The sequence below is a fragment of the Streptomyces californicus genome (assembly GCF_000717645.1).
GTDB classification, from domain to species: Bacteria; Actinomycetota; Actinomycetes; order Streptomycetales; family Streptomycetaceae; genus Streptomyces; species Streptomyces californicus.
Genome location: NZ_JNZZ01000008.1, coordinates 240958 through 266341 on the forward strand (window position 1 = coordinate 240958; position 25384 = coordinate 266341).

The 25384-nt window shown below is 72.9% G+C and carries 27 protein-coding genes; 15 read left to right on the forward strand and 12 right to left on the reverse strand.

What is annotated here, in order from left to right; genetic code table 11:
- Positions 1 to 185: 185 nt before the first annotated feature.
- From IF19_RS0113040 to IF19_RS0113055, 4 genes are all read left to right on the forward strand, one after another.
- A complete protein-coding gene (locus IF19_RS0113040; protein ID WP_030113451.1) occupies positions 186 to 1013 on the forward strand; it encodes an NmrA family NAD(P)-binding protein in 828 nt (275 codons plus the stop codon).
- Between the two features lie 268 nt (positions 1014 to 1281).
- Positions 1282 to 2637 carry a sensor histidine kinase gene (locus tag IF19_RS0113045; protein WP_030113450.1) on the forward strand — a complete coding sequence of 452 codons (1356 nt, stop codon included), beginning with the start codon at positions 1282 to 1284 and terminating at the stop codon, positions 2635 to 2637.
- A complete protein-coding gene (locus tag IF19_RS0113050) occupies positions 2634 to 3302 on the forward strand; it encodes a response regulator (RefSeq protein ID WP_030113449.1) in 669 nt (222 codons plus the stop codon). The genes IF19_RS0113045 and IF19_RS0113050 overlap by 4 nt, the downstream gene beginning before the upstream one ends.
- Before the next feature lie 250 nt (positions 3303 to 3552).
- On the forward strand, positions 3553 to 4758 hold the full coding sequence (locus tag IF19_RS0113055) for a cytochrome P450 (RefSeq protein WP_030113448.1): 1206 nt from the start codon (positions 3553 to 3555) through the stop codon (positions 4756 to 4758).
- 32 nt (positions 4759 to 4790) lie between these two features.
- On the opposite strand, the gene IF19_RS0113060 is transcribed toward IF19_RS0113055, so the two are convergent.
- The 3 genes from IF19_RS0113060 to IF19_RS0113070 all read right to left on the reverse strand — a co-directional run bounded on the left by IF19_RS0113060 (position 4791) and on the right by IF19_RS0113070 (position 6447).
- A complete protein-coding gene (locus tag IF19_RS0113060) occupies positions 4791 to 5135 on the reverse strand; it encodes a hypothetical protein (RefSeq protein WP_030113447.1) in 345 nt (114 codons plus the stop codon).
- 116 nt (positions 5136 to 5251) lie between these two features.
- Positions 5252 to 5524, reverse strand: a complete 273-nt coding sequence (locus IF19_RS0113065; RefSeq protein WP_030113446.1) for a DUF1876 domain-containing protein — start codon at positions 5522 to 5524, stop codon at positions 5252 to 5254.
- A 44-nt stretch (positions 5525 to 5568) separates the two neighbouring features.
- A complete protein-coding gene (locus IF19_RS0113070) occupies positions 5569 to 6447 on the reverse strand; it encodes a diacylglycerol kinase family protein (RefSeq protein WP_030113445.1) in 879 nt (292 codons plus the stop codon).
- A 186-nt stretch (positions 6448 to 6633) separates the two neighbouring features.
- Here IF19_RS0113070 and IF19_RS0113075 point away from each other — a divergent pair, with 186 nt between their 5' ends.
- From IF19_RS0113075 to IF19_RS0113095, 5 genes are all read left to right on the forward strand, one after another.
- Entirely contained in the window at positions 6634 to 7917 is a 1284-nt protein-coding gene (locus IF19_RS0113075) for an adenylosuccinate synthase (RefSeq protein ID WP_030189403.1), read from the forward strand.
- A 348-nt stretch (positions 7918 to 8265) separates the two neighbouring features.
- Positions 8266 to 9129 carry a glycoside hydrolase family 19 protein gene (locus IF19_RS0113080; protein ID WP_050493792.1) on the forward strand — a complete coding sequence of 288 codons (864 nt, stop codon included), beginning with the start codon at positions 8266 to 8268 and terminating at the stop codon, positions 9127 to 9129.
- Positions 9130 to 9471: 342 nt separating this feature from the next.
- On the forward strand, positions 9472 to 10356 hold the full coding sequence (locus IF19_RS0113085; RefSeq protein WP_030113441.1) for a glycoside hydrolase family 19 protein: 885 nt from the start codon (positions 9472 to 9474) through the stop codon (positions 10354 to 10356).
- 457 nt (positions 10357 to 10813) lie between these two features.
- Complete coding sequence (locus tag IF19_RS0113090; RefSeq protein WP_030276288.1) at positions 10814 to 12313, forward strand: helix-turn-helix domain-containing protein; 1500 nt, start codon at positions 10814 to 10816, stop codon at positions 12311 to 12313.
- Positions 12314 to 12449: 136 nt separating this feature from the next.
- The gene (locus tag IF19_RS0113095; protein WP_030113438.1) at positions 12450 to 13106 is read left to right on the forward strand and encodes a hypothetical protein; all 657 of its coding nucleotides are present in this window, start codon (positions 12450 to 12452) and stop codon (positions 13104 to 13106) included.
- Positions 13107 to 13256: 150 nt separating this feature from the next.
- Here IF19_RS0113095 and IF19_RS0113100 read toward each other — a convergent pair whose 3' ends face one another.
- On the reverse strand, positions 13257 to 13898 hold the full coding sequence (locus IF19_RS0113100; RefSeq protein ID WP_050493791.1) for a TetR/AcrR family transcriptional regulator: 642 nt from the start codon (positions 13896 to 13898) through the stop codon (positions 13257 to 13259).
- A 290-nt stretch (positions 13899 to 14188) separates the two neighbouring features.
- On the opposite strand from IF19_RS0113100, the gene IF19_RS0113105 reads away from it, so the two are divergent.
- The 5 genes from IF19_RS0113105 (at position 14189) to IF19_RS0113130 (ending at position 17591) form a co-directional block, all read left to right on the forward strand.
- Positions 14189 to 14848: a DsbA family oxidoreductase gene (locus tag IF19_RS0113105; RefSeq protein ID WP_030113436.1), complete on the forward strand. Its 660-nt coding sequence runs from the start codon at positions 14189 to 14191 to the stop codon at positions 14846 to 14848.
- A 1-nt stretch (position 14849) separates the two neighbouring features.
- Complete coding sequence (locus tag IF19_RS0113110) at positions 14850 to 15968, forward strand: oxidoreductase (RefSeq protein ID WP_030113435.1); 1119 nt, start codon at positions 14850 to 14852, stop codon at positions 15966 to 15968.
- A 138-nt stretch (positions 15969 to 16106) separates the two neighbouring features.
- Positions 16107 to 16586 (forward strand): nucleoside deaminase, encoded by a 480-nt coding sequence (locus IF19_RS0113115; RefSeq protein WP_030121665.1) that lies wholly within the window; start codon positions 16107 to 16109, stop codon positions 16584 to 16586.
- A 185-nt stretch (positions 16587 to 16771) separates the two neighbouring features.
- Positions 16772 to 17092 carry a DMT family transporter gene (locus IF19_RS0113125; protein ID WP_030113432.1) on the forward strand — a complete coding sequence of 107 codons (321 nt, stop codon included), beginning with the start codon at positions 16772 to 16774 and terminating at the stop codon, positions 17090 to 17092.
- 82 nt (positions 17093 to 17174) lie between these two features.
- On the forward strand, positions 17175 to 17591 hold the full coding sequence (locus tag IF19_RS0113130) for a DMT family transporter (protein ID WP_030113431.1): 417 nt from the start codon (positions 17175 to 17177) through the stop codon (positions 17589 to 17591).
- A 95-nt stretch (positions 17592 to 17686) separates the two neighbouring features.
- Here the strand turns inward: IF19_RS0113130 and IF19_RS0113135 are convergent, their stop codons facing one another.
- The 3 genes from IF19_RS0113135 to IF19_RS0113145 form a co-directional block, all read right to left on the reverse strand.
- Positions 17687 to 18457: an SDR family NAD(P)-dependent oxidoreductase gene (locus tag IF19_RS0113135; RefSeq protein WP_030276289.1), complete on the reverse strand. Its 771-nt coding sequence runs from the start codon at positions 18455 to 18457 to the stop codon at positions 17687 to 17689.
- Entirely contained in the window at positions 18454 to 19167 is a 714-nt protein-coding gene (locus IF19_RS0113140; RefSeq protein WP_030113429.1) for an HAD family hydrolase, read from the reverse strand. Before IF19_RS0113140 ends, IF19_RS0113135 begins: the two co-directional genes overlap by 4 nt.
- 249 nt (positions 19168 to 19416) lie before the next feature.
- Positions 19417 to 20049 carry a ScbR family autoregulator-binding transcription factor gene (locus IF19_RS0113145; protein WP_030113428.1) on the reverse strand — a complete coding sequence of 211 codons (633 nt, stop codon included), beginning with the start codon at positions 20047 to 20049 and terminating at the stop codon, positions 19417 to 19419.
- Between the two features lie 295 nt (positions 20050 to 20344).
- On the opposite strand from IF19_RS0113145, the gene IF19_RS0113150 reads away from it, so the two are divergent.
- On the forward strand, positions 20345 to 21223 hold the full coding sequence (locus tag IF19_RS0113150; RefSeq protein ID WP_050493790.1) for a ScbA/BarX family gamma-butyrolactone biosynthesis protein: 879 nt from the start codon (positions 20345 to 20347) through the stop codon (positions 21221 to 21223).
- Positions 21224 to 21350: 127 nt separating this feature from the next.
- Here the strand turns inward: IF19_RS0113150 and IF19_RS0113155 are convergent, their stop codons facing one another.
- The 5 genes from IF19_RS0113155 to IF19_RS0113175 form a co-directional block, all read right to left on the reverse strand.
- Entirely contained in the window at positions 21351 to 22103 is a 753-nt protein-coding gene (locus IF19_RS0113155) for a 4'-phosphopantetheinyl transferase family protein (RefSeq protein WP_030276292.1), read from the reverse strand.
- 55 nt (positions 22104 to 22158) lie between these two features.
- Entirely contained in the window at positions 22159 to 22401 is a 243-nt protein-coding gene (locus tag IF19_RS0113160) for a DUF6253 family protein (RefSeq protein WP_030113424.1), read from the reverse strand.
- Positions 22398 to 23213, reverse strand: coding sequence for a maleate cis-trans isomerase family protein (locus IF19_RS0113165; protein ID WP_030113423.1), 816 nt, complete (start codon positions 23211 to 23213; stop codon positions 22398 to 22400). Before IF19_RS0113165 ends, IF19_RS0113160 begins: the two co-directional genes overlap by 4 nt.
- 239 nt (positions 23214 to 23452) lie before the next feature.
- Positions 23453 to 24202 carry a transglutaminase-like domain-containing protein gene (locus IF19_RS0113170; RefSeq protein ID WP_170757243.1) on the reverse strand — a complete coding sequence of 250 codons (750 nt, stop codon included), beginning with the start codon at positions 24200 to 24202 and terminating at the stop codon, positions 23453 to 23455.
- A gap of 14 nt (positions 24203 to 24216) precedes the next feature.
- A complete protein-coding gene (locus IF19_RS0113175; protein ID WP_030113421.1) occupies positions 24217 to 25347 on the reverse strand; it encodes an acyl-CoA dehydrogenase family protein in 1131 nt (376 codons plus the stop codon).
- Positions 25348 to 25384: the final 37 nt, after the last annotated feature.

A 25384-nucleotide genomic window follows, 5' to 3' on the forward strand; every position in this document is an offset into this window, starting at 1 on the left:
GTCTCTCTCCGCCCCCTTGTCGGCCCTCTCCGGTCCCTCTCCGGTCCCTCTCCGGTCCCTCTCCGGCCCTTTCCGGATCTTTCCGTGGGGAGGGGCCGCAATAGAGGACCGAGGGTGACCTCAACGGTCCCTACGTTGGTGTCGTTGCCGCTCGGACGGAGTCGCAACCGACGAAGGGGACCCCTATGACGATCCTGGTGACCGGAGCCACGGGAACGGTCGGCCGCCGCGTGGTCGAGCAACTGCTGGAGCGCGGCGAGCGGGTCCGGGCCTTGACCCGTGCCCCGGAACGGGCGGAGTTCCCGCCCGGCGTCGAGGTCGTCGGCGGCGACCTGGAGGACCCGGCGTCGCTGGCTCCCGCGCTGCGCGGGGTGACCGGGCTGCACCTCATCACGTTCGGCGGGGAGTTCTCCGCCCCGCTGGAGACCGGCGACGAGATCCTCGCGCTGGCCGCGGAGGCGGGGGTGCGCCGGGTGACCGTCCTGCACGGCGGCGGGGACACCCCGATGGAGACGGCCGTGCGCGCGAGCGGCTTCGCGTGGACGGTCGTGATGCCGGTGGAGTTCATGGCGAACGCCCTTGAGTGGGCGCCCGGCATCCGGAGCGAGGGCGTGGTGCGTGAGCCGTTCGTGGACCGGCTGAGCGCGATGGTCCACGAGTCGGACATCGGCGCGGTGGCGGCCGTCGCCCTCACCGAGGACGGTCACGGAGGCCAGGAGTACCTGGTCACCGGACCGGAGGCGCTCACCGTGCGCGACAAGACGACGGCCATCGGGGCTGCGCGGGGCGCGGACGTGGAGCTGGTCGAGCTCACCGAGGAGCAGGCGCTGGAGAACTGGCGCGGCCAGGGCATGCCGGAGGACGTGATCGGGTTCCTGATCGCCGTCTACCGGGACACACCACCGGAGGGCCGGACCGTGCTCGGCACGGTGGAGAAGGTCACCGGGCGGCCGGCGCGGACCTTCGCCCAGTGGGCCGGGGAGCACGCGCACCTCTTCCGCGCGGGGGCCTGAGCGGAGTGGTGACGGGGCTCTGAGCGAGGGCACGATCGAGGCTTGAGCTGAGGCACGCCCCGGGCCTGAACGGAGACCGGGCCCGGGTCTGGCCTGGGGTTCGACCTGGGCCTGAGCTGGGATTTCACCGGGGATTCGGTCGGGCCCGGGGCCAGGCTCCCGTGGCTCTCCGGTAGGGGCGGCGGAGGCGTGTAGTCCTTGAGAGGGATGCCCGGGAATCCGTAGCGATGGTGACGACCCCGTCTCCGCCGCCGCCTACCGTGGAAGCGTGACCGAGACCCAGACGAAGACCAGTAGCCCGGAGTTCCGGGCGGCCGCGGGGGCCATCGACGGCCTGCGGAACGACCTCCTGCGCGATGTGCTCGCCTACCGGCCGCTGCCGCCGCTGAACCCCGATGGCCGGCTGATACGGCTGCTGCCCGAGGGCCTGCGCAAAGCCGCCGTCTGGACCCCGCACGCGCTGGTGCTGTTCGCCGCGTTCCTCGTGATGATGGCCGGGTTCAGCCAGTGGGAGTTCCGCCTGCTGATGGGCCTGCTGCCCGCGATCGCGGTCGCGATGACCCTGGTGCGCCCGGTCGCCGCGTTCTGGGCGTCGATGCTGACGACCGTGGCCTGCGGGGTGCTGGGGAGCGAGGGGCCGTGGGGGCCGGGCGCCTTCATGGCCCAGCTCGTGGTCCTGGTGGTCGTGGCCGCCCGGACCCGGCCCCGTACGGCCATCTGGATGTGGCTGCTGACCCTGCTGCTTGGGGTGTTCCTGGAGGGCGGCTCCCCCGCCGTCACCGCGCCGATGGCCACCCTCTCCGCCTTCGCGCTGCTGGTCGTCGCCGTGGTCCAGATCCGGCGCGCGGCCGAGCACGAGGTCACCGTGCAGCGCACCGTCACCGCCGTCGAACGCGACCGGCGCACGCTGCTGGAGGAGCGCACCACCATCGCCCGGGAGCTGCACGACGTGGTCGCCCACCACATGTCGGTCGTCGCGATCCAGGCCGAGGCCGCCCCGTACCGGGTGGAGAACCCGCCGCCGGAGCTGGAGCAGGCGTTCGTCACCATCCGGGAGAACGCGGTGGCCGCCCTCACCGAGCTGCGCCGCGTCCTCGGGGTCGTCCGGGCGGAGGACTACGAGGCCCCGGACGCCCCGCAGCCCACCCTGGCCGTGCTCGACGGGCTGCTGGACAACGTCCGCGAGACGGGCCTGGAGACGGAGAAGGTGATCACCGGGGCCGTCCGCGAGCTGCCGCAGGGCGTCGAGCTGTCGGCGTACCGGATCGTCCAGGAGGCCCTGAGCAACAGCCTGCGGCACGCGCCCGGCTCCTCCGCCCGGGTCGAGCTGAGCTACGTCCTCGGCGGGCTGGGGCTGCGTGTGGTCAACGGCCCCCCGCAGGGCCTGGTCAAGCCGTCGCCCGGGGCCGGGCACGGGATCACCGGGATGCGGGAGCGGGTCGCGATGCTGAACGGCGAGATGACGGCCGGGGCGACGGCGGACGGCGGCTACGAGGTCGCGGTGTTCCTCCCCGTGCCGCTGTCGGAGCAGCCGGAGGCCCGGGAGGCGGCCGGCGGGCCCGTGGACCGGGACGCGGCGGGCGACGCCGAGACCGTCGTCATCGAACGGGACGGCCGGGCATGAGCGACACCGACATCCGGGTGCTGATCGTCGACGACCAGATGATGGTCCGCGAGGGGTTCTCGGTCCTGCTCAACGCGATGCCGGGCATCACGGTCGTGGGTGAGGCACTGGACGGCCGGCAGGCGCTCGACCAGGTCGCGGCCCTGCGCCCGGACGTCGTCCTGATGGACATCCGTATGCCGGAGATGAACGGCATCGAGGCGACCCGCGAGATCGTGGCGCGGGACGCCGACGCGAAGGTCCTGGTGCTGACGACGTTCGACCTCGACGAGTACGTCTACCAGGCGCTGCGGGCCGGGGCCTCGGGCTTCCTGCTCAAGGACGCCTCGGCACGGCAGCTCGCGGAGGGCGTACGGGTGGTGGCCTCGGGCGAGGCGCTGCTCGCGCCGGCGGTGACCCGGCGGCTGATCAACGAGTTCTCCAAGCTCGCGGAGGCCCCCCGGCCGCCCGCGCTGGCCCGGATCGGGGACCTCACCGAGCGCGAGACGGAGGTGCTGGTCCTCATCGCGCAGGGGCTCTCCAACGGGGAGATCGCCTCGCACCTGATCGTCGCCGAGTCCACGATCAAGACGCACGTCAGCCGCATCCTGGTGAAGCTCGGACTGCGCGACCGGACCCAGGCGGCGGTGTTCGCGTACGAGGCGCGGCTGGTGACGCCGGGGTAGGACGGAGGCCGTGGCGCCGGGGTAGGACGGGGACGGTGGCCCCGGCGCGGCCGCGAGGCCCTGTGCCACGACCCGCCCCGGCGCAAGGCCCGCCCCGCCCTGCCCCGGCACGGCCGTCGCCGCAGGTCGCAGCGGACGCGGGGCGGGGTGCGGCGGGCCGATCGCGGCGGTGGGATCGGCTCGCGGCGGCGGTGGGCTCGGCTCCGGGCGGACCCCTTGCGGTGGCGGCGGGCGCGGGTAGCGTCGGATCATGCACGTGTCCTTCGACCCATGGTCGCCCGCGTTCGTCGCCGATCCCTACCCCGCCTACGCCGCGCTGCGGGCCGCCGGCCGGGCGCACTGGTTCGAGCCGACGGGGCAGTGGCTGATCCCGCACCACTCCGACGTATCGGCCCTGCTGCGCGACCGGCGGCTCGGGCGGACGTATCTGCACCGCTTCAGCCACGAGGAGTTCGGCCGCACCCCGCCGCCCGCCGCGCACGAGCCGTTCACCACGCTCAACGGGCAGGGCATCCTCGACCTGGAGGCCCCCGACCACCCCCGGATCCGGCGGCTGATCTCCAAGGCGTTCACCCCACGCACGGTCGAGAACCTGGCCCCGACCGTACGGCGGCTGGCGGCCGGGCTGGTCGACGCGTTCGTGGCCCAGGGCGGCGGGGACCTGCTGGCGGAGATCGCGGAGCCGTTGCCGGTCGCCGTCATCGCCGAGATGCTGGGCGTCCCCGAGGCGGACCGGGGGCTGCTGCGGCCCTGGTCGGCGGCGATCTGCGGGATGTTCGAGCTGAACCCCTCACCGGAGACAGCCGAGGCCGCCGTCCGCGCCTCCCTGGACTTCTCCGCGTACCTGCGCGGGCTGATCGCCGAACGGCGCGCCGACCCCGGCGACGACCTGATCTCGGCGCTCATCGCCGCCCACGACGAGGGCGAGCGGCTGACCGAGCAGGAGATGATCTCGACCTGCGTGCTCCTGCTGAACGCGGGCCACGAGGCGACGGTCAACACCACCGCCGGCGGCTGGCGCACCCTCTTCCACCACCCGGAGCAGCTTGCCGCGCTCCGCGCCGACCCCGCGCTGCTGCCCACCGCGATCGAGGAACTGCTGCGCTACGACACCCCGCTGCAGATGTTCGAGCGCTGGGTGCTGGACGACATCGAGATCGACGGCCAGGTGATCCGGCGGGGTGCGGAGGTGGCGCTGCTGTTCGGCTCGGCCAACCGGGACCCGGAGCGGTTCGCGCACCCGGACGCCCTGGACCTGTCCCGTACGGACAACCCGCACATCACCTTCGGCGCGGGCATCCACTTCTGCCTGGGCGCCCCGTTGGCCCGGCTGGAGCTGGCCGCCTCCTTCGGGGAGCTGCTGCGCAAGGCGCCCGCGCTGCGGATGACGGCGGAGCCGGAGTGGCAGCCGGGGTACGTGATCCGGGGGCTGAAGGAGCTGCGGGTCGAGGTTTAGGCGAGGCGCGGGCGCGGGCCCGTCCGCCGGGTTCAGCAGGGCGAGCCGCAGTCCCGGAGCGCCCCGGGCGCGGCCAGCACGTCGAAGCCGTAGCCGAAGGCGGCCAGGGCAGCGACGGCCGCGAGCAGCCCGAGCGCGGCACGCCGGAGGCGCCGGACGGCGGCGAGCACGGTCAACGCGAGGGCGGTCCCGCCGAGGACCAGGACGGGCAGGCCGAGCCAGAGGACGGCCGGGTTGGTCTCGCCCTCGAAGGCACCGAGCAGCCCCCGCCTGCCGTACGGGAACCAGATGGCGACGCCCGCGAGCGCGCCGAGTACGGCGGCGAGGCAGCCAACGGTTCCGGTGAGGGCGTCGCGCCGCGGATGGTCGGTGTCCATGCTCCGGGGGACGCGGCCGGGTGCGGGAGCGGTTCCGCCCACTCCCGGATGCGCCGCGCCCCGGACACCCGCCGCTCCAACGCCGGAGGGGCCGGAGACGTGCGGTGCCCCCGCCCCTACGTCAGCGGGTACGAGGAGCGTCCCGACGCCTCGTCGATCTCGTCGTGCGCCTTGGTCAGCAGCTTCATCGCCAGTTCGTTGAGCGCCCTGGCCCCCGCGATCTCCTCGCCGACGCGCTGCTGGTCGGCGTCCGACGGATGGCGGCTGGCGTAGCCGTGGGCGCGTACTTCCGTTCCGTCGGAGAGGCGGACGAGCGCCGCGGCGCGTGTGCGATGCGTGTCCTCCTCGAATGCGAGGTCGATGTGCCATCCGACGGCGACTCTGGTCATCGCGAACACCTCCGGGAGGGTCCTGGCGTCTGTCCGGGCGTCTCCTACCAGCGTGCGCCCGCCGCCGCGTCCGCGCTCGCCGGGGCGGGCAGCATCAGCGACCAGGCGCCGGGCCGGACCGTCCAGGTACGGGTGCGCACCGGCCCCGCGGTGCGTATGTCGGCCCGGTAGCGGAAGTCCGCGCCGGAGACCGTGACGGCTTCGGCCTCCACCGTGACGTCCTCGCCCGACGCGGTGCGGACGACGACGTCGGCCAGGCCGCCACCGCCCCGGGAGGTCACCGAGAGGTCCCGGACCGGGGTGTCCAGGTCGCTCAGCACCACCCCGTCCGCCTCGATGCGCAGCCGGTGCGTCTCCGGCTGCGCGGCGGCCACCGGGGCCGGGCGGACCAGGGACGTCATGAGCGAGCGGCAGGTGTCCCAGACGGCGGTGACGCCCACGTGCGGGCTCCGCGCGTCGGGCGGCGGGGGCGGGACCGGGATGCGCAGCCGCCCGAGGACGACGCCGTCGCTGTCGTCGACCAGCAGGTCCAGGCGGCGCACCACCCCGTCCAGCGCCGTGCGCGCCGCGGCCACCGCGCCCCGGGGGACGCCGAGGGCGTGGGCCACCTCCAGCGCGTGCGCGGCGCCGACGGGGATGAGGGAGAGGACGCCGGCGGCCAGCTCCCGTTCGCGGTGCAGCTGGGCCACCGCGCGCAGCAGCGCGTGGTCGTCGCCGACCACCACGGGCCGGCGCGAGCCCCGCCGGGACAGGGCCCGCGCGAACTCCTCGGGGGTGTCCGGAAGGCAGATCTTGGCGTGCGAACCGGCGCTCAGCACGTCCTTGGCGATCCGGACGGACTCGCCGTCGTTCCGGCGGGCGGCCGGGTCGATGACCACCAGGAGCTGGTCGTCGCCGTCGCCGGGGGGCTCTGCAGCCGACACCTCGGTCCTTCCTCGGGTAGCATCTTGGTGCAAGAGCCCCTTGCGCTATTGCGCCAGGGGCTTCGTCTATTCCGGGGCACCCGGTTCGACGGCTCAGGCTCTGTCGTACATCGTCGTGCGGCAGGTACGACCTTGACGTACGCCCCCTGACCTTGGACATGCCCCGCCCGGAAGGGGTGTACGCCTGTGCCCGCACTTGTGCTGCTCGGTGCTCAGTGGGGTGACGAGGGCAAGGGGAAGGCCACCGACCTGCTCGGTGGATCCGTGGACTATGTGGTGCGCTACCAGGGCGGCAACAACGCCGGCCACACGGTCGTCGTCGGCGACCAGAAGTACGCGCTGCATCTCCTCCCCTCCGGAATCCTGTCGCCGGGGTGCACCCCGGTCATCGGGAACGGTGTCGTGGTCGACCCGGCGGTCCTGCTCTCCGAGCTGAGCGGTCTGAACGAGCGAGGCGTCGACACGTCCAAGCTTCTGATCAGCGGTAACGCTCACCTGATCACTCCGTACAACGTCACGCTCGACAAGGTGACCGAGCGCTTCCTCGGGAAGCGCAAGATCGGCACGACGGGCCGGGGCATCGGCCCGACGTACGCCGACAAGATCAACCGGGTGGGCATCCGCGTCCAGGACCTCTACGACGAGTCGATCCTGGAGCAGAAGGTCGAGGCGGCGCTGGAGCAGAAGAACCAGCTCCTGGCCAAGGTCTTCAACCGCCGGGCCATCGAGGCCGGCAAGGTCGTCGAGGACATGCTCCAGTACGCGGAGCAGATCAAGCCGTTCGTCGCCGACACGACGCTGATCCTGAACGACGCCATCGACGCAGGCAAGGTCGTGCTCTTCGAGGGCGGCCAGGGCACCCTGCTCGACGTCGACCACGGCACGTACCCCTTCGTCACCTCGTCGAACCCGACGGCGGGCGGCGCCTGCACCGGCGCCGGTGTCGGCCCGACGAAGATCAGCCGCGTCATCGGCATCCTCAAGGCCTATACGACGCGTGTGGGGGCGGGTCCGTTCCCGACCGAGCTGCACGACGAGGACGGCGAGGCGCTGCGGCGCATCGGCGGCGAGCGCGGTGTCACCACCGGCCGTGACCGCCGCTGCGGCTGGTTCGACGCCCCGATCGCGCGGTACGCGACCCGGGTCAACGGCCTGACCGACTTCTTCCTCACCAAGCTGGACGTCCTCACCGGCTGGGAGCAGATCCCGGTCTGCGTGGCGTACGAGATCGACGGCAAGCGCGTCGAGGAGCTCCCGTACAACCAGACCGACTTCCACCACGCGAAGCCGATCTACGAGAACCTGCCGGGCTGGTCCGAGGACATCACCAAGGCCAAGACCTTCTCCGACCTGCCGAAGAACGCGCAGGCGTACGTGAAGGCCCTGGAGGAGATGTCGGGCGCCCCGATCTCCGCGATCGGCGTCGGCCCCGGCCGGACCGAGACGATCGAGATCAACTCGTTCCTGTAGGCGGTGCCTTGTCCGCGGGGCCCGGGGTCGCACCGACCCCGGGCCCCGCGGGCTTGTCGGAGGCGGGATCGCGACGCCCTCTGCCCTCTGGCTGGTCTAGACCTTGACAGGTCCAGACCAACGGCGCTTGGGTGGTGGCCCGTCATGTCGGCGTGCCGGGGTGCTCGGCGTGCCGCGCCGAAGGAGTGAGCAGCTCTGAAACGCATCGATCACCTCGCCCGTACCGCCGTCGCGCGTACCGCCCCGGCTCGTACGGTTGCCGCGCGAACCGCTCTGGCCCGTACCGCCGTCGCCCGTACCGTCAGTGCCGCCGCTGCCCGTGCCGCGCGCGCCGGGAGGGCCCTGGCCGTGCCGGCGGTCCTGGCCGGGCTCGTCGCCGGGCTCGTCACGGCGGCGCCCGCCGCCTCCGCCGCCCCCGGTGCTCCGGACGGTGCGCTCTGCGCCCCGCTCCACCGCGCCACGGCCGACTACCGCGCCGGGGACACCGTCTCCCATCACGGCCGCAACTGGAGCGCCAAGTGGTGGACCCGGGGAGAGAACCCGGGCGCCGGGAACGCCTGGGCGGACCGGGGCGCCTGCGGCGGCGGGGTCTCCGACTTCGTCGTGAGCGAGGCGCAGTTCGACGCGATCTTCCCGGACCGCGACCCCTTCTACACGTACCAGGGCCTGATCGACGCGCTCCACGCCTACCCGCGCTTCGCCAACGTCGGTACGCCGCAGACGCGGGCCCGGGAGGCGGCGGCGTTCCTGACGCACGCGGACTTCGAGTCGGTCGGGCTGAAGTACGTCAAGGAGATCAACGAGGCCAACTACTGGCGCAAGTGCGACGACACCCAGCCCTTCGGCTGTCCGGCGGGCCGGGCGGCGTACTACGGGCGCGGCCCGATCATGTTCAGCTGGAACTTCAACTACAAGGCCGCCGGGGACGCCCTCGGCCTCGACCTGCTGAACGACCCCTGGCTGGTCGAGCGGGACCCGTCCGTCGCCTGGGCCACCGCGCTCTGGTACTGGAACACCCAGAACGGCCCTGGCACCATGACCTCGCACGACGCGATGGTCGGCGGCGCGGGCTTCGGCGAGACGATCCGCTCGCTCAACGGCGCGCTGGAGTGCGACGGCGGCAACCCGGCGTCGGTGGCCGCGCGCGTGGAGCGGTACGAGCGCGTCACGGGGGTCGTCGGGGTCGCCCCGGGGTCCGGGCTCACCTGCTGAACGCGGCCCTGCCGGAGCCTCGCAGAGTCCTTCGCGCGGGAACCCGGGAGCGCCGTCCCCGGGGGCGCGGGGCTGTCCGCATGCTGGGCGGGCCGGAAGATTTTACCTTCGGGCCCGCCCCGGGGCGGCCGGGGCCCGGACGGACTGCCGTCGGCATAAGGGCTGTTGAGGAGCCCTCCCGGTGCGATCGGACCGGGAGGGCGGGGCCGAAGGTGAGGGAAACGGAAGATTTTTCGAAGTTGGTCTAGACCTTGACAGGTTCAGACCACCTCGCTTGAGTGTCGGTCACCCCCACGGCGGCGCACGGCCGGACGTCGCGCCGCGTCCAAGGAGTGTGATCACGTGATCCGACGTGTCATGAGTCTGCTGGTCGCGCTCGGCGCGATCGTCGCGGCACTCGTCGTCCTTCCCGCAGCCACCGCGCAGGCCGCCACCTGCGCCACGGCCTGGAGCTCGTCCGCCGTCTACACGGGCGGCGGCAACGTCTCGTACAACGGCCGCAACTACACCGCCAAGTGGTGGACGCAGAACGAGCGTCCGGGCTCGTCGGACGTCTGGGCCGACAAGGGCGCCTGTGGCGGCGGCGGTGACGGACCGGGCCAGAACAACGGCTTCGTCGTCAGCGAGGCCCAGTTCAACCAGATGTTCCCGAACCGGAACGCCTTCTACACGTACAAGGGCCTCACCGACGCCCTGAGCGCCTACCCGGCGTTCGCCAACACCGGCAGCGACGAGGTCAAGAAGCGCGAGGCCGCCGCCTTCCTCGCCAACGTCAGCCACGAGACCGGCGGGCTGGTGTACATCAAGGAAGTCAACGAGGCGAACTACCCGCACTACTGCGACACCACGCAGTCCTACGGCTGCCCGGCCGGCCAGGCCGCCTACTACGGCCGCGGTCCGATCCAGCTGAGCTGGAACTTCAACTACAAGGCCGCCGGTGACGCCCTGGGCATCAACCTCCTCGCCAACCCGTACCTGGTCGAGCAGGACCCGGCCGTGGCGTGGAAGACCGGCCTCTGGTACTGGAACACCCAGAACGGCCCCGGCACCATGACCGCCCACAACGCCATCGTCAACAACGCCGGCTTCGGCGAGACGATCCGCTCCATCAACGGTTCGCTGGAGTGCAACGGCGGCAACCCCGCCCAGGTCCAGAGCCGGATCAACAAGTTCACCCAGTTCACCCAGATCCTCGGCACCACCACCGGCCCGAACCTGAGCTGCTGACCTCGCGGGGCGGGGCCACGGCCCCGCCCGAGCGATCCGCCGAGCGGCTTCGAGGACGTTGTTCGGCCCATCAGGCCCCACCCGGACGGGGGCGGGCCCGGCACCCGCCGGGTCCGCCCCCGTTCCGGTGTTGCGGAGCGCCCCGCAACGGACCGCGCCGCAACGGGGCGCGCCGCGGGGGAACCGGCGACAGCGACCACCCCCGTGAGCCGCTGCCGCCGCGTTCCCCGCGCGGCCGCCGTGTTACGGCACCCCCCGTCGTCCCCCGACGTGCCGCAACAGATTCGGACCCTAGAACGAGGGGTAAGGGGACGGGAGATTCAAAGCGCCCAGTGGGGCGGCCACGGGGGTATCGGTTCGCACAGTCGGGTGAGGAGGCCCCTCGCGCTGCCCCGCGTCCTGGGCGGGAACGGGGGAACGGGTGCGCACACAGGAGCGCGCGGACGATCTGCTGCGGATGAACCGGCTGGCCCGCACCGGGGGAACGGCCGAGATCCTGCGCTGGCTCGCCGGGCGGGCCGAGGGCTGGGCGGGGCTCGTCGGGCCGGACGGGAGGGTGTTGCACGCCGCCTCCCGTACGGAGCGGGCGGTGGTGCCCGACGTCGCGGGGCTGATGGCGGAGGCGGCGGGAGCGCTCACCGAGCGCGGGGCCCAGACGTACGTGCTGGACACCGGCGTGCACACCGCCCTGTTGTTCCCGTTGAGCTCGGGCGACCCGGACTCCCCGGTGCTCGTCGTCGTCACGCCCCGGCCGGTGGCCGCCGGGCTCGGCACCCTGCTGGCCGACGTGGTCCTGCCGCTGTCCCTGTGCCGGCAGGCCGAGACGCTGGAGCGGCGGCGGCGCCGGGTGGACCTGGCGGAGTCCCGGGGCCGTGAGGCGGTGCTGCACCTGCTGATGACGGGCCAGCTCGCCGTCGCCCACCAGGTCGCCGGGGCGCTGCGGCCCCGGCTCCCCGACCCGGTGCGGGTGTGCGTCGTGGAGTGCGCCGCCGACGACCGCGACGAGGTGGCCCGGATCTGCGCGGACGTGGACGGCGGCCGGTCCTGGATCGTGCGGTGCCCCGTCTACTCCCGCCACCTCATCCTGGTGATGCCCGTGCGGGACGGGGACGCGGAGGGCGGGGCGATGACCGACGAGGTGGTCGCCGCCCGGGTCGGGGCGTGCGTGGTGGGCGTCAGCGAGCCGGTGCCGCTCGCCGACACCGCGACCGGCTACCGCCAGGCGTTCCACGCGTTGGCCGTCGCCCGCGAACTCCCCGCCCGGCACGCCCGGTTCGGTGTCTCGCCCGATCCCGCGCTGGTCGTCGGGCCGGAGGGCCGGCAGTGGGCGGACGACCTGCTGAACCCACTGCTGACCCATGCGCCCCGCCGCGCGCGGGACCCCGGGAGCCAGGATCTGCTGGCCACGGCCACCTCCTGGCTGGCGTTCTCGTCGCACGCGACCGACCACCTCAAGATCCACCGCAACACCCTGGCCGCCCGGCTGAAACTCGTCGGTGAGCTGCTCGGCCTCGATCTGCACCGGCTGGCCGACCAGGCCGCGCTCGACCTGGCGCTGCGCGTCCGGGCCACCCCCGCCCCGGCGTGCACCCCGGCCACGGCATGTGCCCCCGGGCCCGTTCCGTACGCCCCCGAGCCCGTCCCGCACGCCCTCGGCGGCCCGGGTGCCGAGGGGTGGGTGCGGGGCCTCGACGCCGTCCTGCGCCGCCCCGGCGTCCGGGACTGGGCCGAACGCCAACTCGCGCCCGTCGACGGGTCCGAGGAGACCCTGCGGACCTGGCTGCGGTGCCAGGGCCGCCTCGGCCCGGCAGCCGCCGAGCTGGGGCTCTCCGTCCCCGGCGCCCGCAAGCGCCTCGCGCGGCTCGAAACGGTGCTCCAGCGCTCGCTGCTCCGCCCGCCGAGCGCCCGTTACGACCTGTGGCTGGCGCTGCGGTCCCGGGATCTTCCCTCCGCGTGAACGCTCCTGTGCGTGAAGCGAGTTGAGATGGTCGATGAACAAAGTCGGTTACTGAACGTGACTAGTACGGTGTGTTAGCTTGGATGGCGAGGTCCGAGTAACACACCGTGCTGGTCGCGCTCAGGGAGGCGTAGTCATGGGGTCGAGCTGGAACGAGCGACGGCTTGAGCGACGCGTGAGGCCCGGTGACGGGAAGCCGCTCAAGCCCTTCCGCTGGTGGCAGTTGACCCGGCGCTCGCTGCTCTCGCTCGCGCTGCCGGTGGGCGGCGGCCTCTCCGCGACGTACACGGTGGAGGTCAAGCACGGCGGTGACGCCGAAACGGGCGTGGTCCGCGCGCGGCTGTACCGCGACGGGGTCTGCGAGGCCGAGTCGAAGATCCCGGCGCGCTTCCCCGTCCCCGGCGGGCGGATCGAGGTCCGCAGAAGTGAAGTGGGCCTGCGCCGCTGCCACTTCGTCGCGGACGACGGGTCCGAGAGACGGCTCGTCCCCGACCCCCGGTCGGCGGAGGGGCGCCGTATGAACTTCGCCCGCGAGCATCCGGGCGCCAGCGCTCTCATCGGGGCCGTGTCCGTGGTGCTCCTGCTCGTCGGAGTCGGCCTCAACCTGCTCCAGGTCGCCCAGCCGATCTCCGAGATCCCGGCCGTGGCGCAGGCGTTGGGCTCCTTCGAATCGCCGTTGCGGCTGCCGGTGTGGCTGAATGTCGCGCTCGGTCTCGGCGCGGCCCTCGGCGCGGTCGAGCGTGCCATGCGGATGCGCTACCACTGGCTCCTCGACGGCGGGGCCGGCACCTGACGCGCCCCGTATGAGGCGGACTGCCTGGTCCGTTCCCGGCCGAGACGGACCGCCTGGCCCGTTCCCGTACGGGGCTGGCTTGGGCCGCCTGATCCGTTCCCGTACGAGGCGGACTGCCTGACCCGTTACCATACGAGGCAGGCTCGCGGCTCAGATCCGGCCGTCCAGCACGAGGTCGACGGCCGTGCGCAGGACGTCGAGTTCGGTGGCGATCCGCGCGTCCTCGCTCGGCAGCACCTGCTCGATCGAGACGCCGTTGACCACCGTCAGCAGGAATCGTGCGCGCCGCGCGGTGTCCCCGGCGGCCAGCGCCCCCTCCTCGGTCAGTGCCCCCAGGCACTCCTCGACGCGGCGGGTCACCTCCCGCTGCATCGCCTGGTACTCCGCGCGCATCGCCTGGGTGGGCTCCGACGCGATGTACCGCTCGTGCACCGTCAGCCACGCCTCGCGTGCGCCCCGCGCGCTCTGCGGCGGTACGAGGAGGCTCTGCAGGCAGCCCATCAGCCGCTCGCGCGGGGCGATGGACGTGTCCCGGAAGCTCTCCTCCGGCAGGACCAGGTCGAAGACGACCTTCAACATCGCGTCCATGAGCGCGCGTTGCGTGGGGAAGTGGTGCCGCAGCGATCCCGTGCTCACCCGCGCCCGCTCCGCCACCGCCCGCACGCTCAGCGCCGCCCCGGCGCCCTCGCCCAGCATCGTCGAGGCGGCCCACAGGATCCGGTCCCGGCTCTTCAGCCCCTCCGGCGGCGTCGGGTGCGCCGGTTCCGTGTCACCAGCACGCTGTACTGCCATGGGCCCGACGCTAACACGGTCGTCACCAGCGGATACGGCCTCCCGCCGACGTGAGGGCGGTGACCGTCCGGGTGCGGCGGGGGCCGGACCCGGCACCCCGTCCGGGCGTGGCGGGGGCCGGACCGGGCGCCCCGTCCGGGCGCGGCGGGGGCCGGGCCGGCTGCTCCGTCCGGAGCGGTACGGCTTGACACAAAAGTGCATGATCGTGCAACCTTTTGGCGTCCGTCAACTCCTGCCGCCCTGTCGGCGGATGTTGTTGCTTGCGCGATCAATGACCTGGAGGTCTGCGCATGGCCGAGCCCGTGAAGATCAAGATCTGGTCCGACTACGTCTGCCCCTTCTGCATGCTGGCCGAGGGCCCGCTGGAGGAGGCGATCAAGGACGTGGGCGCCGACGTCGAGGTCGAGTGGCTGCCGTTCGAGCTGCGTCCGCACCCCCAGCCCACCCTGCGGCCGGAGGACGAGTACCTGCCGAGCATCTGGGAGCGGGCCGTCTACCCGATGGCCCGCCGCCTGGGCGTCGACATCACGCTCCCGACCGTCTCGCCGCAGCCGTACACCGCGCTCGCCTTCGAGGGGTACCAGTACGCGGCCGAGCAGGGCCGGGGCGCCGAGTACAACCAGCGGATGTTCCGCGCCTTCTTCCAGGAGAGCCAGGACCTCGGGCAGCTCGACGTCCTCACCGCCCTGGCCGGCGAGATCGGGCTCGACGAGACCGGGTTCCGGGCCGCGCTGGAGGACGGCACGTATCGCGAGCGGCACCGCGAGGCCCTGCGGGAGGCGGCGGCGCACCAGGTGCAGGCCGTGCCCACCATCCTCGTCGGCGACATCCGCATCGAGGGCGTCCCGCGCCCCGCCCAGCTCCGCAAGGCGATCCTCGACGCCCAGGCGCAGCAGGCGGACGGGGACGTCTACGGCGCCGCGTGCGGCATCGACGGCAAGGGCTGCTGACGTGTGCGGCACCCATCCCGCCCTCGCCGCCTGCCGCTTCGCGGGCCTCGACCTGCGCAACCGGTACGCCCTCGCCCCCATGACCCGCGTGTCGGCGACCGGGGACGGCCGGGCCACCGAGGAGATGGCCGCGTACTACGCGGGCTTCGCCGAGGGCGGCTTCGGGCTCCTGATCACCGAGGGGACCTACACCGACCGGGCCTTCGCCCAGGGCTACCTGGACCAGCCCGGCATCGCCGACGAGGCGCAGGCCGCGGCCTGGCGGCCCGTCGTCGACCGGGCGCACGCCGCGGGCGCGCGCGTCGTCCTGCAGCTGATGCACGCCGGCGCCGTCTCCCAGGGCAACCGGTTCCGCGACCGGGCCGCGGGGCCCTCCGCCGTACAGCCGCTCGGCGAGCAACTGGCCAAGTACCGGGGCAGCGGGCCCTGGCCGGTGCCGATGGAGCTCACCCGCCGCCAGATCGCCGAGGCCGTCGCGGGCTTCGCCGCCTCCGCCGTCCGCGCCCGCGAGGCCGGATTCGACGGGGTGGAGGTCCACGGGGCCAACGGCTATCTGCTCGACCAGTTCCTGACCCCGTACACCAACCTGCGCACCGACGAGTACGGCGGCGGCCTCCCGGGGCGGCTGCGGCTCGTGCGGGAGGTGACGGCCGAGGTCAGAGCCGCGGCCGGGCCCGGCTTCACGGTCGGCGTCCGGCTCTCCCAGGGGAAGATCAACGATCCCGCGTGGCGCTGGCCGGGCGGCGAGAGCGAGGCGGAGGCGGTCTTCACGGCGGTCGCCGAGGCGGGCGCCGACTATCTGCACCTGGCGGGCGGCGGGCGCGACTGGTTCCCCGAGGGGCGGACGCTCCCCGCGATCGCCAGGGCGGCCACCGGGCTGCCCGTCATCGCCAACGGCGGCCTGCACCGGGAGGCCGTGGCGCGGCGCGTCCTGGAGGAGGGCCACGCCGACCTCCTGGCGGTCGGGACGGGCGCGCTGGCCGATCCCGACCTGCCGCTCAGGGTGGCGGCGGGAGACGCGCTCACGCCGTTCGACGCCGGGATGCTGGAGCCCCTGGCGACGCTGGGCAACGCGCGGACGTACGTGTCCGGCAACGCGTCGGCGCACGCACCCGCTTGACACTGGTTACTTGCACATGCAAGATTAACTCCATCAGGTCACGCCGCCGGCGGAGAGCTGTGAAGCCATTCGCTTGCGTGTGCAAGCAATCGCACGATGACGATGGTCGATGCAGGGCAACTCGGGAGACGAACTGCCATGGGTACACACGACAGCGAACTGATGGGCTACGCCCACGAGGCGATCCGGCTCAGCCGCGAGCACGTCGCGCAGGGCGGCATCCCGTTCTCCGGAGTGGTCGTGGGCGGCGGGCGCATCCTGGGCACCGGCTTCAACCGGGTCCGCGAGGACAACGACCCGACCGCGCACGCCGAGGTCGTCGCCATCCGCGAGGCCACCACCCGGCACGGCATCCGCGCCGTGGCGGGGGCCACCCTGATCGCCTCCGGCGAGCCGTGCGCCCTGTGCTACATGGCGGCCCGGTTCGCCGGCGTCGGCCACATCGTCCACGCCGCCGACCGCCGGACCGCCGCACGGTACGGCTTCGACTACACGAGCACGTACACCCTCTTCGCCGAGGACCCCGAGCGCTGGCCCCTCAAGGTCACCGCGCTCCATCTCCCCGAGGCGGAGCAGCCGTTCCAGGACTTCCTCACCATGGACCGCTCCCGGTACTGACCCGGGCCCGCCCGCCACCGCCCGCCGTCCCGGGCACGACCGCCGCACCCCGTCCCCGACGTGACGCGGCCCGCGCGGCCCCCGCGCCGCCGCCGGCCGGGAGGCCGAAACGGCGCCCCGCGCCCCCGCACCCCAGCTCCACGCTCCACCCCACCTCTCGCACCCACCGCACGGAAGGACCAGCCATGCACTGGCTCTACCTCGCCATCGCCGTCGCCTTCGAGATCACGGTCGCCATCGCCGCCGGAAAGGCCGAGGGCTTCAAGAACCGCAAGTGGACCGGGATCACCCTGGCCAGCGGCGCCGCCGCCACCTTCTTCCTCAGCAAGGCGCTGCTGACCTTCGACGTCGGCGTCGGCTACGCCCTGTGGACGTCCGTCGCGGGCGTCGGCATCACCGTCCTCGGCGCGCTCTTCTTCGGCCAGCGCCTGAACATCAACAAGGCGATCGGCATCCTCCTCGTCATCGGCGGTGTCGTCGGCCTGCAGCTCAGCGGCTCCGCCTGAGCCCCGCGCACCGCTCACCGGCGCCGCAAGCGGCCCACCCCGCACACCCCTGACGACACCTCTGAGAGAGGAACCACCTCCCATGTCCAACGCGGCCAAGAGCTCCACCAACGCCTGGCTCTCCCTTCTGCTCGCCGGTGTCTTCGAGATCGGCTACGCGCTCGCCGTCGGCGGCAGCGAAGGCTTCACGCAGCTGACCTGGTCCCTGGTCGCCGTGGTCTTCTTCCTGCTGACCCTCTACGCCCTCAGCCTGGCCCTCCGCACGATCGACGTCAGCATCGGCTACGCGGTCTGGGCGGGGATCGGCGCGGTCGGCGCGGCGGTCTTCGGCCCGCTGTTCTTCGACGAGACGCTCACCCTGGCCAAGGGCATCTGGCTGGCCGTCATCATCGTCGGCGTCATCTGGCTGAAGCTGGCCGACCGCACGAAGCCCGAGGCGGTCGCGGCCCCGGCCGCCGAGCCGCAGGCCACCAACCGGCCCGGCGCCCTCCAGGTCTGACGCGCCACCACCGCATGCGGTGCACCGCGCGACAGTACGCCCCCGGCGGCTGCCCCCCCTCCACGGAAGGGGAGCGGCCGCCGGAGGCGTCGGCGTCATACGGCGGTGCGGCCGCCGTCCACGGCGAGGGCGGCCCCCGTGGTGAACGACGAGGCGTCCGAGCAGAGCCAGGCGGCGGTGCGGGCGATCTCGCTCGGTTCGGCGAGACGCCGCTGGATCGCCTTGCCGCCGAAGCCGGCGCGGACGGCGGGCCCGCCCGCGAGGACGCCGTCCATCATCTCCGTGTCGGTGCTGCCCACCACGAGCGCGTTGACCCGGATGCCGTACTCGCCGTACTCGGCGGCGGCCGCCCGGGTCAGGCCGAGCACCGCGTGCTTCGCCGCCACGTAGGGCGCGGACGCGGAGGTGGCGCGCACCCCGGCGACGCTGGAGGTGTTGACGATCGCGCCGCCGCCGGCCGCGAGCAGGGCGGGGAGCTGGGCGCGCAGGCAGTTCCACACCCCGCGCAGGTTGACGTCGAGGGTCCGGTCGAACTCGTCGTCGGACAGCTCGTGCAGGAGCGTTCCGGCGCTCGCGTGCCCGGCGTTGTTGAAGGCGCAGTCGAGGCGGCCGAACCGTTCCGCGGCCACGGCGACCGCGCGGTCCATGTCCGCCCGGCGCGTGACGTCGCCCGGTACGGCCGCGGCCCGGCCGCCGTCCTTCCTGATCCGCTCGGCGGCCTCCTCGATCCTCTCCGCCCGGCGGGCCACCAGGACGACGGCCGCGCCCTCGTCCGCGAAGAGCCGGGCCGCGGCGGCGCCGATGCCGCTGGAGGCGCCGGTGATCAGCGCGACCTTGCCGGCCAGCAGCGGTCCGCCCGGCGTCACGCCGCCGTCCCGGCCGCGACCGGAGCGGCGTCCCAGAACGTGCCCGAGGCGAGGTCGCGGTCGATCCGCCGGACCAGGCCGTCGTCGATCTCGTCGAGGCCGCCGATCAGATGGCGTACGCCCGACTCCTCCATGAGGGCGCGCTGGTGGCTGTGGACGAAGGTGGAGGGGCGGCCGACGAAGCCGGCGCCCAGCTCGCGGGCCACGTCGGCGACCTTGGCCACGTCGTCCACGAAGAGGGCCTGCTCGGGGCGGAGGCCGAACACGTCCCGGGTGATCTCCTTCAGTCCGGGGCGGAAGTCGTTGGTGCAGACGTAGCCGGGACCGTCGAACAGCTCGGCGTACCGGCCCAGATGACGGTCGAAGTGGTCCTTGCCCAGGCCGCCGTAGCAGACCGTGCGCAGCCCGGCGGCGCGCAGCCGGACGAGGAGTTCCTCCGTGCCGGGCGTGATCGTGACCGGGTGGCGGTCGAGGTGGGCGGCGCGGTCCTCGAAGTAGGCGGCGAGCGCCTCCTCGCCGCTCATGGAGCCGCCGGTGGCGGCGGCGAGCAGGCGGCCGGCGATGTGTTGCGGCTGGGAGAAGACGGATCTCTCCAGCTCGGCGGAGTACGTACCGCCCCGGGTGGTGATGAAGTGGTGGATCACCGGGCTGAACGTGTCGTTGAGCAGGACACCGTCGATGTTCAGGGCGGCCAGGCGCAGGGTGAGCATGCTTCTCCGTAGGGTTCGTCGGAACGGGCGGAGCGGGGCAGGACAGCCGTGGTGCTGGGCATGCCGAACGTGCGGGGCATGTCGGGTGTGCTGGTCGTGCTGAAGGGCCGGCCGGTGGGAAGCGCCGGCCGGGTACGGCTGTGGGCGGAGCGGCCCGGGAGGCCGCTCCGGTCGGGGCGTCGGCGCACCGCCGTGAGTCAGGGCGTCAGCGCATTGCCGTGAGCCTGGGCGGCAGCGCGTTGCCGCAGGTCAGGGCATCAGCGCACTGCCGCGCGCGGGTGACGTCTCGGCGCGGGTGATCACGGACGGGACCGCGAGCCCCGGCAGGATCAGGTTCCACATCTGCTGGGTGCGTTCGGGAAGGTCGCTGCGGCCGCTGACCACGTTGGAGTACATCTGCATGCCCGTACACGCGGCCACCACGAACTCGGCGACCACGACCGGGTCCACGCCCGGCTGCAGCTCGCCGGACTCCAGCGCCTCGTGCAGGCAGCCGACCATGATCCCGCGGAAGTTCTCGTACGGGTCGGCGTTGAGGGTGCCGTTGATGGACGCCTGCTCGTTGGTCAGCCGGACGCCGGCCCGCAGCAGCGGGTCGCGCTGGAGCTGCCAGGACCAGACGAGGGTGAGGTCGATGAGCCGCTGGAGGCCGCCGGCGGCGAGCAGCGGCACCAGGGTCTCCGGCTGGCTGTTCATCACCGCCTTCGCCAGGTCCTCCTTGGAGCCGAAGTGGAAGTAGAGCGCTCCCGCCGTCACGCCGGCTCGCTTGAGGATGCGGGTGATGCTGGCTCCCGCGTAGCCGAACTCGTCGAAGACCTCGGCGGCCGCGGTCAGGAGGGCGCGACGGGTCTGCTCCGCCCGCTCCTGTTTCGGTTGTGCCATGACTCTCACCTTCCCAAAAAGAATGCTCCTTATGTTAGCCAGGTGAACAGGGGGATAGGCAAGTCCGTTATGTGGTAGTCGAGTTGGTTTTGCGATCAGATCGCCCCGAGGGAATATCGACGGGAGGATCCCCCTTGACTTGAGAAAACAAAAGGAACATTATTTTTGGAGCGGGGCCGCGGAGAGCTGATCACCGATCGCTCTCCGGTCACCCCGCGTCAACCGTCGACCTTGGGGGGCCAAGTTGTCTGTTTCTGTTCTGAGCCGTGACGCGAGACCGGTCCAGCAGTCGCAGGTGCACCAGTGGCAGGTGCACAAGCTTCGGGGCGAGGAAGTCCTGCTCACGTCCTGGTTAGAGGCGAGCCCGAACCAGTACGTGGTCACGGCGCGCTGGCCGAAGGGCCACGACTTCTACCGGTCGGCGGGGGGCTCGTACGACCCGCTGCTGCTCGCGGAGACCGTGCGCCAGACCGTCCCGCTGCTCTCCCACGCCGTGCACGACGTGCCGCGGGAGTACAAGCAGGCGTGGGAGGACTTCAGCTTCGCCGTCGAGCCGCTCGCCTCGCTGGTCACCACCGGCGAGGACGAGGTGCGCATGGTGGTGTCCTGCTCGGACGTGATCCGGCGCGGCGCCCGGTTCGCCGGGATGACGATGGACATCGACGTCTACCTGGGCAAGCGGCTGATGGGCATCGCGCACACCCGCTTCAACAACCAGCCCGCCGCCATCTACCGGCGCCTGCGCGGGAGTTACGCGGACCTCGACGCGGCCCAGGAGGGCTGCCTGCCGGTCGGGCCGCCGGTGGAGCCGCACCGCGTGGGCCGCGACCGGGTGGAGGACGTGGTGCTCTCCCCGGCGCTGGGCGGCGAGCGCCCCGGCCGGTGGCTGCTGCGGGTGGACCCCTCCCACCCGGTGCTCTTCGACCACGTGGTGGACCATGTGCCCGGCATGCTGCTGCTGGAGGCCGCGCGGCAGGCGGCGCACGACGTCGCCGGCCCCGGCGCGGCGGTCATCGGGATGAAGACGGACTTCATCCGGTACGTCGAGTTCGACGCGCCCACCGTCGTCGTGGCCGGGGAGCCGGTCTCCGCCGGTACGGGCCGGCGCCGGATCCCCCTCCGCGTCGAGCAGCACGGGGTCCAGGTCTTCACCGCCGATGTGACCGTCCACTGACGCCCCCCGCGGCATGACGCGGCGGGCGGCCCGTACCTCCCGGAAGGGAGACACGGACCGCCCGCCGCGCGCTCGTGCCCGGGCCGGCTCCGGTGCGCTCGTGCCCCGGACCGGCCCTGCCGCGTGCTCATGCCCGGGCCAACTCCGGCATCGGTTGCGGCAGTTCCTCGTACACCGTCACCGATACGTGCACCGAGGCCGGGACCGCGAAGCTGGCCTCGTACCCGGGCGGGGCCAGCAGCTGCCGCACCCGCCAGCCGAGCGGCTGGCCGGTGAGGTCCAGCCGGTTCATGACGGCGGCCATCCCCTGCCCGGTCGCCTTGGCCATGGCCTCCTTGCGGGTCCACAGCCGGGCGAAGTCCCGGACCAGCTCGTCGCCCGCGCGGCCGCCGAGCCACTGCTGCTCCCTGGGGTGGAGGAACGGCAGGTAGCCGGCGACCGACTCCGGCGTCGGCCAGGACTCGATGTCGATGCCGATGGTGGCCTCGGCGACCGCGATGGCGACGTGGTCCCCGCTGTGCGACATCGAGAACTCCAGGGGCTCCCCGGCCGGATCCGGGGCCGGGCTGCGGATGGCCGGCCGCCCGTGCGCCCCGCCGCAGCCGGGACAGGGCTGCCGCAGGAAGCCGACGCTGCCGGGGGAGCAGCCGAGCGAGGATCCGAGCACGCTGCGCAGCGCCCAGTGCGCGAAGGCGTAGGACTCGCGGCCGGACTGCTGCGGGATCGACGCCAGCCGGCTGCGCTCCTTCTCGTCCAGCCACGGGGGCGCGGACCCGTCGGGCGGGAGGCGCTGCCCGGCCGGGGCCCGGACGATCCAGATGCCGACCGGATCGAGGACCTCGCCCGGGGGCGCGTCGGACCACGTGAAGTCGTGTGTCATGTCGATACGGCTCCTGATGCGGCGGGGGCCCGGCCGGCCCCCGCCACGGGTCGGATCAGGCGGTTGCTGCGAGCAGCGGCCACGGGCCGGTCGTGGCGTACTGCCCCAGGTCCTCGGAGGCGAGGTAGCGCCGGAACCCCGGTACCTGCTCCGCGGGGCGCAGCGCCCCGCGGTACAGCACCATCCCGCGCACCCCGGTGTCGTCGTCGTGCCAGCACACGAGCGGGATGTGGTACTCCGGCGTGTCGCAGGTCTCCTGCACGGCGGCCTGGTAGCCGTACGCGGGCAGCAGGCTCATCGCGCCACGCTCCCGGCCTCGGGGACGACCTGGAACAGGGCGCCGTAGTCGGTGATCCGCGCGGCCGCCCCGCTGCCGCCGGCGGCGTGCAGCGCGTGCCAGAACAGCACCTGGTTCGCGGTGAGGACGGGGAAGCCGACGGTCTCCTCCAGGCCGGCGATGGTGCCGACGGCGCGGATGCCGTTGCCGGCGACCAGGACGGCGTCGGGGCGGTGCGGGGCGACGTCGGACTCGATCCACTTCACCAGCGCCTCCGGGGTGATCAGCTTCTGGTTGCTGGGGAGGCCGCAGGGGGCGTGGTGGACGACGTCGAAGCCGCGCTCGCCGAAGTAGGAGGCGCCCAGGGCGGACAGCTCGTCGTCGAACCACGGCGGGTTCACCAGCGCGATCCGCTCGGCGCCCAGGGCGCGGAAGCCGGCCGCGGCAGCGTGCGCGGTGCCGGTGAGCGGGATGCCGCGGGTGCGCTCGGCGAGCCGCTCGAACAGCTTCTGCTCGCCGTCGGCGCCCAGGACGTAGGAGGAGCTGGTGAATCCGAGGGCGATGGAGTCCAGCGGGGAGGCGGCCAGCAGCTCGACGGCGTCGTCGATGAAGGGCGGGTCGATGAAGGCGCGCACCGGGTCGTGCGGGATCTTGGGGTCCATCTCCCCGCCGGGGCGCATCGCCCCGAAGTGGACGCGGGAGCCGTGGATGAAGACGTCGCGCGGCGCCATCGCCTGGAGCTCGGACTCGGGCCCGACGTCCGCGTGCGGAACGACGACGCCGACGCGGGCGACCGCGCCCCAGCCGTCCTCACGGGCCTGGAACTGCGTCATGGGGTGCCTCTCCTCTTCTTCTGCCGTTCTTCTGCGGGAATGCCGGTACGGACCTCCGCCGGCGGCGCCGGTACGAGGGGGCGTACGGGTACGGAAGGGGGTGCGGGTACGCAAGGCGTACGGGTACGGAAGGGGTGCCGGTGCCAAGGGGTGTGCGGGGGCGAACGGGGCGTGCGGGGACGAACGGGGGTGCGGGCCCGGCGGCGCGTGCGGGTCCGGGGGCGGTGCCGGGCCCGGGGTCAGGCGGTCGCCTCGTCGGCGAGCGAGCCGCCGCTCACGGTGCCGGTGCCGCCCTCGTCGAGGAACTTCGGGTGCTTGCGGCGCATGTTCTCCATCACGAACGCGTACGGGACGTCGTCGAAGTCGCCGTGGTCGGTGAGGAACTCCATGCTCTGCCGCCCCTGCGCGTCGAAGGGGTGGTAGAGGCTGTCGGAGCGGCCGTCGAACTCCAGCGGGGTCATGCCGTACAGCCGGCACAGCAGCTTGTTGAAGACCGGGGTCACCTGGAGCCAGCGGCCGTCGAGGTACACGGTGGCCAGGCCGTGGAAGAAGACGTCCCCGCCGATGTAGGAGCGCAGCCGGTCGGAGGCCAGGTGGTTGCGGACGTCGCTGTAGTGCAGCCGGGCCGGGATGCCCACCGCGCGGCAGCAGGCCGCGTACAGCACGGACTTGTGCAGGCAGAAGCCCTTGCCGCCGGTGATGATGCTGGACGCGCGCAGGCCCTCGGGCGACAGGTCGGCGCCGTAGACCTCGTAGTGGATGCCGTCGCGGACCGCGTAGTAGAGGGTGACGGCGAGCTCGACCGGTCCGGCGGTCTCGCGGTCGGTCCCCTTGAGGGCCTTGTCGACGAACGCCCGGACGGTCGGGTGCCGGTGGTCGAGGAAGTCGGTGGCCTCGGTGAGGCGGGCGAGGTCCTCGGCGGTCAACCGCTCGGCCGCGGCGCCGGCGGCCGGCTGCGCGGAGGTGGCTTCGGTCAGGGTCTCGGTCATGGCGTTGCCTCTCGTCACAGGCCCATCAGGGCGGCGATGCAGTTGCGCTGGATCTCGTTGGTGCCGGAGTAGATGGAGCCGGCGGTGGCGTTGCGCAGCTCGCGCTCGATGCCCGTGTCGGTCAGGTAGCCGCGGGCCCCGAAGATCTGGATGGCGTGCCGGGCGGTGAGCTGGTTGGCCTCGCTGACCACGATCTTGGTGGCGGCCACGTCCAGCGAGGCGTCCTTGCCCTGTTCGACCTTGCGGCCGGTGTCGTAGAGCCACTTGCGGGCGGTCTCGACCGCGATCCGCATGTCGGCGATCTTGTGCGCGACGGCCTGGTTCTTGCCGATCGAGGCACCGAACTGCTGCCGCGTGGTGGCGTGTTCGACGACGCGCTTGAGGCGGTGGGTCATCTCGCCGAGGTTGACCGCGAAGGAGAAGAGGACCTCCCGCTTCATCACGTAATCCATGATCAGGAAGCCGGCGCCCTCGCTGCCGAGGCGGTTCGCGACGGGCAGCCGGACGTCCGTGAGCGTCACCTCGCTGATCGGGGAGGTGCGCAGCCCCATCGTGTCCAGCGGCTCGCCGACCGTCAGGCCCGGGGTGGAGCGCTCGGCGAGGAAGGTGCTCAGCCCGAACGCGCCCGGCTTGCCGGTGCGCACGTACAGCAGGAAGAGGTCGGCGACCGGGGCGTTGGTGATGAACAGCTTGCCGCCGTTGAGCACGTAGTCGTCGCCGTCGCGGACGGCGGTGGTGCGGATGTTCATCACGTCCGAGCCGTGGCCCGGTTCGGTGATGGCGTGCGCGGTGATGGCCTCGCCCGAGGTGACCCGCGGCAGGTAGCGCTCGCGCAGCTCCGCGGAGCCGAACGCCTGGAGCGGGATGCCGACGCTGACGATCTGCGTGGAGGCGGAGAAGTTGAGGCCGGCGTCCCGGCTGGTGTGGCCGAGGCCCTCCAGCGCGGCCATGGTCTCGGTGAGCGTCCGGCCCGCGCCGCCGTGCTCCGGGGCGAAGGGGAGGGTGAAGAGGCCGGAGCGCTGGAGCGGCTTCCACTTCTCGTGCGGGAACTCGCCGGCGCGGTCCCAGCGGGTGACGTCGTCGTTCAGCTCGTCGGCGTACGGCGCGGTGAGGCCGTAGGTGTCCGTGTCGTTCTCTGCTGCCATGGGTGCTCTGCCTTGCCTTTCGCCGGTCGCGGACGCT